The sequence below is a fragment of the Enterobacter sichuanensis genome (assembly GCF_002939185.1).
Lineage (GTDB): Bacteria > Pseudomonadota > Gammaproteobacteria > Enterobacterales > Enterobacteriaceae > Enterobacter > Enterobacter sichuanensis.
Genome location: NZ_POVL01000094.1, coordinates 1 through 7,074, shown reverse-complemented (window position 1 = coordinate 7,074; position 7,074 = coordinate 1). Strand labels below are relative to the sequence as shown.

Sequence of the window (7,074 nt, the reverse complement as noted above, 5' to 3'; positions counted from 1 at the left end):
CGGGGAGAGGGCCGGGGTGAGGGAGAACTACCGCTCGTCGCGACGCCCGCCCACAGCCGCCCACCAGCGACGAATATGCACCGTCACCTCTTCACGGTCGTGATACAACTGACGCGCCTGGATTTCCACGTTAATGCCGTGTTCATCCAGCTGTTCCTGAATATAGGCCAGGTTCTGCGACACCTCTTCGTAGCGCTTTTTCATCGGCAGCTTGAGGTTGAAAATCGTCTCGCGACACCAGCCGTTCACCAGCCAGGAGGCCATCAGCGCGGCCACTTTTGCCGGTTTCTCAACCATGTCGCACACCATCCAGGAGATGTTGTTACGGGTCGGGCGATAGCGGAAGCCGTCTTCACGCAGCCAGGTAACTTGTCCGGTATCCATCAGGCTTTGCGCCATCGGGCCGTTATCGACAGAAGAGACCCACATATTGCGTTTCACCAGCTGATAGGTCCAGCCACCCGGGCATGCGCCAAGATCGACGGCGTACATACCGTTTGCCAGACGCTCATCCCACTCATCCGCCGGAATAAAGACATGGAACGCCTCTTCCAGTTTCAGGGTGGATCGGCTTGGCGCATCGGCAGGGAACTTAAGGCGCGGGATCCCCATAAAGAACGGGGAGTTATTGTTGGTGTAGGAGTAACCTGTATAGCAGCAGCCCGGCGCAATAAAGAAGATATGCACCACCGGGCGCTTCGGCGTTTCGTAGTTCGTCAGCACACCCGCATCGCGCAGTGCCGCGCGCAGCGGCACGGTAAATTTGCGGCAGAACTTCATCAGCTCTTTGCTTTCGTTCGTATCCGCGACTTCAACGCGCAAATCGCCCCCCTTCTCCACCACACCCTGCAGCATGCCGACAATCGGCGTGATGCGGTCTTCCGGCGGAAGATCTTTGAGCAACTCACCCGCAACAAACATCTGGCGAGCGAAGATCAATGAGCTGAACGGCAGCTCGCGCGCCAGCTTATCGGCATCTTCAGGCTGATAGCATTCGAATACCACATACCCCGCGTTCTCTTTCACGCGGGCAAAGCCGAAGACGTCGCGCTTCGCCGCTTTATCGGTAATTTCCGCGGCGCACTCTTTCTCAAACCCCGGGCGACAATATAAAACAACCTTATTCATGAACAACGCCCTTGCGTTTCAGACGGATAGCTCCGATAAACATTAATACCCAACCCGCCAGGAAGCTGACGCCGCCGACAGGTGTAACAAACGCCCACAGGCGTAAATGCGAAAGTGCCAGACAGTAAAGGCTGCCGCTGAAAAGCACCGTACCCAGCGCCAGGAAGACGCTGCTCCAGTAAAACCAGATGCTGATACGGCGCTGCATCGCCACCGCCAGCCCAAAAATCGCCAGCGTATGGAACGCCTGATATTCAAGGCCGGTCTGGATCCAGCCCATCTCCACTGCGCCCAACGACTTGCTTAATACGTGTGCGCCAAAAGCGCCCAGTGCAACAAAAATAAAGCCACTCACCGCGGCAAAAATCAGCATGAATCGGCTGGTCATGTTTAAGTCCTGAATTGATGCGTGCCCGGCACACAAACGTTATTGTTCATACCTGAAGCGGAATTTTTCTTGCTCACTTGCCGCTTTCGCCAGTATCCACTGCCGGAAGGCGGCTATTTTACCCAGTTCTGCCTGACTGTCATGACAAACCAGATAAAACGCATTCTTGCTGACCAGTACATCATTAAAAGGACAAACCAGGCGGCCTGCCTCAATTTCGGACTGCGCCATGACGTTGTTCGCTAACGCCACGCCCTGCCCGTGAATGGCAGCCTGTAACACCATCGCGCTGTGGCTAAAAATGGGTCCCTGCTGCACGTTTATATGAGTAAGACCTAATTGACGGGTATAAGTTTGCCAGTCCCGGCGAGAAGCGTCGTGCAAAAGCGTATGCTGAGCCAGGTCAGCGGGTGACTTCAGCGCCTTGTCGCCCGTTAACAGCAAGGGAGAACAGACCGGCAGGAGATATTCTGCGTATAATTTCTCGACACGCAAGCCCGGCCAGTTACCGCGACCATAAAAAATGGCAACGTCTACATCATCGGCCAGTTTGTCTTCCTGACGATCCACCGCCTGGATTCGAACGTCGATCCCCGGATAAGCTGAGTTAAAGCTTGAGAGTCTGGGCACCAGCCATTGAATGGCAAAACTGGGCAATAAACTGACAGTCAGGGCACCTTTTGCACTACGCGCCTGAAGCTTACGCGTGGCTTCCGTAAGCTGGGAAAAAATCTCTTTAATATCCTGAAAATAGCTCTGCCCCTCTTCGGTCAACAGCAGCGAACGGTTGCGTCGACGAAACAGCTTAAGGCCCAGAAAATCCTCCAGAGACTTGATTTGGTGACTTACTGCGGCCTGTGTCACAAAAAGCTCATCTGCTGCGCGGGTGAAGCTCAGGTGACGTGCTGCTGCATCAAAAACACGTAATGCATTGAGGGGTGGCAATCGCTTTGACATGGTTATCTGGCTTAGATGTTAACGGATTTTAACAAACAGGAAACAACGTTTAACCTATTAGTTTTTTTTATCTGAGCCATTATAATTTGTCCGTTGAGGAACTACCAGCAAATACCTATAGTGGCGGCACTTCCTGAGCCGGAACGAAGAGCTTTTTTCGGAATGCGTGTTCTGAAGGGCTTTTGGCTTACGGTTGTGATGTTGTGTTGTTGTGTTTGCAATTGGTCTGCGATTCAGACCACGGTAGCAACGCTACCAATTTTTCACTTCCTGTACATTTACCCTGTCTGTCCATAGTGATTAATGTAGCACCGCCAACTTGCGGTGCTTTTTTTTCGCCTGCGATCGGTTAATGCTCGATCTCTTTCATCTCTTTCACGTCCGTGCGGTTGATCTGCTGCTTGTTCCCGTTAGCATCTTTGTATGAAATCATCCCGGTATCGTTATCGGTTGTCGGTTTCCCTTCCGAAACAATGGAACGACCATCATTGGTGTGCATCACGTAGTTATTACCGGAACAGGCGCTCAGGGCAAAAGTAAACGCACAGGCAGAGATGATTGCAGCTGTCTTATTCATGATTATTCTCCTTTAGCAATTAATGCTATTCAAACCTCGATTTATAACAGGCTAAAACATCCGCCTAACACTATTTAGCATAACCTGCTTTTTGAGGGCCATCCGGATAAGCAGACAATTCTGATAGATATCAACCTCCTTGCCCTGCCGCAGAAATTGCGCGACGATCGCAGTATTGAAATGAGGAATCCCATGAACGCTTTCAGCCCTGCGCAGTTCCGCGCCCAGTTCCCGGCGCTGGCCGATGCTGGTATTTATCTAGATAGTGCCGCCACCGCTCTTAAGCCACAGGCGGTGATTGAGGCGACGCAGCAGTTCTACAGCCTGAGTGCCGGCAATGTGCATCGCAGCCAGTTTGCCCAAGCGCAGCGGTTAACCGCGCGCTATGAAGCCGCGCGCGATCAGGTCGCACACCTGATTAATGCCGAAAGCGGGAAAAACATCGTCTGGACGCGCGGCACAACCGAAGCCATCAATATGGTGGCCCAGTGCTACGCGCGCCCGCTGCTTCAGCCTGGCGATGAGATTATCGTCAGTGAGGCGGAGCATCACGCCAACCTGGTACCGTGGCTGATGGTCGCCGGTCAAACGGGTGCACGCGTGGTAAAACTCCCGCTGGGTTCAGATCTTCTGCCCGACGTGGCACGCCTGGCTGAGTTTATCACTCCCCGCAGCCGCATTCTGGCGCTTGGACAGATGTCAAACGTCACCGGCGGTTGCCCTGACCTGGCGCAGGCGATTCGCATCGCGCATGACAGCGGCATGGTCGTGATGGTCGACGGCGCGCAGGGCGTGGTGCATTTCCCCGCCGACGTGCAGGCGCTGGATATCGACTTTTATGCCTTCTCAGGGCATAAGCTCTACGGGCCAACCGGTATTGGGGTGTTGTACGGTAAGCCAGAACTGCTGGCAAAAATGACGCCGTGGCTCGGTGGCGGCAAGATGATTACGGAAGTGACCTTCGAGGGCTTTAACACGCAGGAGGTCCCTTACCGCCTGGAAGCAGGTACACCAAACGTCGCGGGCGTCATTGGCCTGAGCGCCGCACTCGAGTGGCTCGCTGAAACCGACATTGTTCAGGCTGAAAGCTGGAGCCGGGGACTGGCGACGCTGGCAGAGGAAGAACTCAAAAAGCGCCCGGGTTTCCGCTCGTTCCGCGTGCAGGATTCGAGCCTGCTCGCCTTTGATTTCGCGGGTGTACACCATAGCGATATGGTGACGCTGCTGGCCGGGTATGGCATTGCCCTGCGTGCCGGGCAGCACTGCGCCCAGCCGCTTCTGGCGGCACTTGGCGTAAGCGGTACGCTGCGCGCCTCGTTTGCGCCGTATAATACGCAAAGCGACGTCGACGCGCTGGTTGCCGCCGTCGACCGCGCCCTTGAAATACTGGTGGATTAATGACTCGCGCACATTTAGCCGGACATCCGTTTGGCACCGTCATCACAGAAGAGACGTTAAAGCAGACCTTCGCCCCGCTTTCACAGTGGGAGGATAAATATCGCCAGCTGATCCTGCTCGGTAAGCAATTACCGCCCCTCTCTGACGAACTCAAAGCGCAGGCAAAAGAGATCGCAGGCTGTGAGAATCGCGTCTGGCTGGGCGTGAGCGTCTCCGATGGGAAGCTGCATTTCTTTGGCGATAGCGAAGGACGTATTGTACGCGGGCTGCTGGCGGTACTGTTAACCGCCATCGAGGGAAAAAGCGCGGCGGAGCTGCTGACGCATTCTCCGCTGGCGCTCTTTGATGAGCTGGGACTGCGAGCACAGCTTAGCGCCTCGCGCGGTCAGGGTCTTATCGCGCTGAGCGAAGCCGTGCAGGATGCAGCACGTCAGGTTCAGGCCTGACGTTCCGCCTTCGCCATCATCTTCTTCAGAGCGTGAGACACCGCCACAAAGCCAAAGGAGGCGGTCACCATGGTGGCCGCGCCAAAACCTGAGGCGCAATCCATCCGTTTTGGCCCTTCCGCCGTGCTTTTCATCGCGCAGACTGAGCCGTCCGCCTGCGGGTACACCAGCGCTTCAGTCGAAAATACGCAGTCAACGCCCAGCTTGCCCTTGCTGTTCTTCACCACGTTGAAGTCGCTCTTCAGCCGTTCACGCAATTTGGCGGCCAGCGGATCCTGAATGGTTTTCGCCAGGTCGGCCACCTGAATCTGCGTCGGATCGATTTGCCCGCCCGCGCCGCCGGTCGTCACCAGGGGAACCTTGTAACGACGACAGTAGGCGATCAGCGCCGCTTTTGGACGCACGCTGTCGATGGCGTCAATCACATAGCTGTAGCCTTTACTCATGTATTCAGCGACGTTATCTGCCGTCACAAAATCATCAATCACCGTTACCCGACATTCCGGGTTAATCAGGCGGATACGTTCTGCCATGACCTCCGATTTTGCCAGACCGACGTTATCACGCAGGGCATGGATTTGACGGTTGGTGTTGGTAACGCATACGTCATCCATATCAATCAGCGTGATTGCGCCAATACCGGTTCTCGCGAGCGCTTCTGCCGCCCACGAGCCCACACCACCAATGCCCACGACGCAGACGTGCGCATCCGCAAACAGCTGCAGGGCTTTTTCACCATAGAGACGTGCCGTACCGCCAAAACGCTGGCGCCAGGCATCGCTGATTACCACAGACATAAAACCTCAGATGTAAAAAGGGTGAGGTTTTTCCTCACCCTGAACAGTAATCCGTATTCCGCTCAGAATACCACAATCAGCCGCTGAATACGTTTCCGGCGCCAGGTGCGGCCTTCAGCACCCATACGCGCCCGTAATGGTTATACCAGCCTGCACGGTGACCGGCATCCGGGCCAATGCCCTGATAGATATCGAAGTGCTGGCCTTTAATCGCCCCGCCGACATCCAGCGCTACCATCAGACGCAGCTCATACTGCCCGTTGAATTTGCCGTTGTTGTCCAGCAGCGGGACTTCCGCCAGCAGCGTGGTGCCCGCAGGAATAATGGAACGATCCGATGCCACCGACGCCCGGCCAATCAGCGGGACGGCGCTCGCCCCTTTCACCGGAGCAAAGTTCTGCGGTTTGAAGAAGACAAACGACGGGTTCTGCTCCAGCAGCTCACGCACTTCGGCTTCACTGTGTTTTTCGCCCCACTCGCGGATCGCCTGCATCGACATGTCTTCTTTCTTCACTTCGCCGCGGTCGATCAGCACCTTACCGATACTGCGATAGGCGTGGCCGTTTTTGCCGGAATAGCTGAAGAAGTTAAGCGGCGAACCATCACCAAAATCAATATAGCCGCTGCCCTGAACGTCCATGATGAAGTTGTCCATCAGGGAGTTGCTATAGGCCAGAACGTAGTTTTCGCTCAGCGCACCGGCATAAATCTCAGCGCGCGACGGCAGACGTCCTCGTTTTGGCGGCATACGATAAATAGGATACTGGAACTCACCCTGGCGCGTGTGTCGCGCCTGAATCACAGGCGTGTAATACCCGGTGAACTGGACGTTGCCGTAGTTATCCGCCCCTTCCATCTGCCAGGCATCAATACCAAACTGGCGCATATTGCGCGTATCACCGCCTGCACGCAGCCAGTCCTGGACCGCGTTATACACGCTGCTCTGAGCGCCATACAGACGCGGCGACGCGTTGCGGATCTGGTAAACCTGCTCAGAAAAATCGCCGGCGTTAATCGGTGCGCCAACGGCATCAGGTTGATTAACTAACGAGAAAGGCTGGGATAACTTCCCGTCTTTATACTGTTGACCGCGATCGGTCGGTTTAGAAGAGCAGGCGGCAAGAATGGCTACCATTGCGCCCGTCATCAGATACTTCGCCCAACGTCCTTTCATTATATCTCGTCTTTAAGTTGCCCATTTCCGCGTGATGAAGATAACAAACCGCCAGGGCTAATGAAATGCGATCGCATGCCCTTTGGCAAATTATGAGCAAAAAATAGTCCAAATGTCGCAACACCGTTCAATTTACATACAAAGTTAATGATTTATGTAAAAAAGGGGTTGCATCACAAAGCTATCCGAGTATAGTGCGCATCCACGGA

General features: G+C 54.9%; 8 protein-coding genes. 2 read left to right on the top strand and 6 right to left on the bottom strand.

The window, feature by feature from the left end:
• Window positions 1-27: 27 nt before the first annotated feature.
• The 4 genes from rlmM to C5687_RS23180 form a co-directional block, all read right to left on the bottom strand.
• Window positions 28-1,128 (bottom strand): 23S rRNA (cytidine(2498)-2'-O)-methyltransferase RlmM, encoded by a 1,101-nt coding sequence (gene rlmM, locus C5687_RS23195; RefSeq protein WP_047959384.1) that lies wholly within the window; start codon window positions 1,126-1,128, stop codon window positions 28-30.
• Window positions 1,121-1,516 (bottom strand): DUF423 domain-containing protein, encoded by a 396-nt coding sequence (locus C5687_RS23190; protein WP_008499646.1) that lies wholly within the window; start codon window positions 1,514-1,516, stop codon window positions 1,121-1,123. The genes rlmM and C5687_RS23190 overlap by 8 nt, the downstream gene beginning before the upstream one ends.
• 39 nt (window positions 1,517-1,555) lie before the next feature.
• Window positions 1,556-2,473, bottom strand: a complete 918-nt coding sequence (gcvA, locus tag C5687_RS23185) for a glycine cleavage system transcriptional regulator GcvA (RefSeq protein WP_008499647.1) — start codon at window positions 2,471-2,473, stop codon at window positions 1,556-1,558.
• Window positions 2,474-2,822: 349 nt separating this feature from the next.
• Window positions 2,823-3,050, bottom strand: coding sequence for a YgdI/YgdR family lipoprotein (locus tag C5687_RS23180; protein ID WP_008499648.1), 228 nt, complete (start codon window positions 3,048-3,050; stop codon window positions 2,823-2,825).
• A 192-nt stretch (window positions 3,051-3,242) separates the two neighbouring features.
• Here C5687_RS23180 and csdA point away from each other — a divergent pair, with 192 nt between their 5' ends.
• Window positions 3,243-4,448 carry a cysteine desulfurase CsdA gene (gene csdA / locus C5687_RS23175; protein ID WP_104558118.1) on the top strand — a complete coding sequence of 402 codons (1,206 nt, stop codon included), beginning with the start codon at window positions 3,243-3,245 and terminating at the stop codon, window positions 4,446-4,448.
• Window positions 4,448-4,894: a cysteine desulfurase sulfur acceptor subunit CsdE gene (gene csdE / locus C5687_RS23170; protein WP_047959386.1), complete on the top strand. Its 447-nt coding sequence runs from the start codon at window positions 4,448-4,450 to the stop codon at window positions 4,892-4,894. The genes csdA and csdE overlap by 1 nt, the downstream gene beginning before the upstream one ends.
• Here csdE and tcdA read toward each other — a convergent pair.
• Together tcdA and mltA are read right to left on the bottom strand one after the other, a co-directional pair.
• A complete protein-coding gene (tcdA, locus tag C5687_RS23165; protein ID WP_006811804.1) occupies window positions 4,885-5,691 on the bottom strand; it encodes a tRNA cyclic N6-threonylcarbamoyladenosine(37) synthase TcdA in 807 nt (268 codons plus the stop codon). The genes csdE and tcdA overlap by 10 nt on opposite strands.
• 76 nt (window positions 5,692-5,767) lie before the next feature.
• A complete protein-coding gene (gene mltA, locus C5687_RS23160) occupies window positions 5,768-6,865 on the bottom strand; it encodes a murein transglycosylase A (protein ID WP_047959387.1) in 1,098 nt (365 codons plus the stop codon).
• Between the last annotated feature and the right edge of the window lie 209 nt (window positions 6,866-7,074).

Coding starts and splice junctions, on each gene's coding strand:
- rlmM (WP_047959384.1), bottom strand. CDS start 1,128: ATGAATAAGGTTGTTTTATATTGTCGCCCGGGGTTTGAGAAAGAGTGC.
- C5687_RS23190 (WP_008499646.1), bottom strand. CDS start 1,516: ATGACCAGCCGATTCATGCTGATTTTTGCCGCGGTGAGTGGCTTTATT.
- gcvA (WP_008499647.1), bottom strand. CDS start 2,473: ATGTCAAAGCGATTGCCACCCCTCAATGCATTACGTGTTTTTGATGCA.
- C5687_RS23180 (WP_008499648.1), bottom strand. CDS start 3,050: ATGAATAAGACAGCTGCAATCATCTCTGCCTGTGCGTTTACTTTTGCC.
- csdA (WP_104558118.1), top strand. CDS start 3,243: ATGAACGCTTTCAGCCCTGCGCAGTTCCGCGCCCAGTTCCCGGCGCTG.
- csdE (WP_047959386.1), top strand. CDS start 4,448: ATGACTCGCGCACATTTAGCCGGACATCCGTTTGGCACCGTCATCACA.
- tcdA (WP_006811804.1), bottom strand. CDS start 5,691: ATGTCTGTGGTAATCAGCGATGCCTGGCGCCAGCGTTTTGGCGGTACG.
- mltA (WP_047959387.1), bottom strand. CDS start 6,865: ATGAAAGGACGTTGGGCGAAGTATCTGATGACGGGCGCAATGGTAGCC.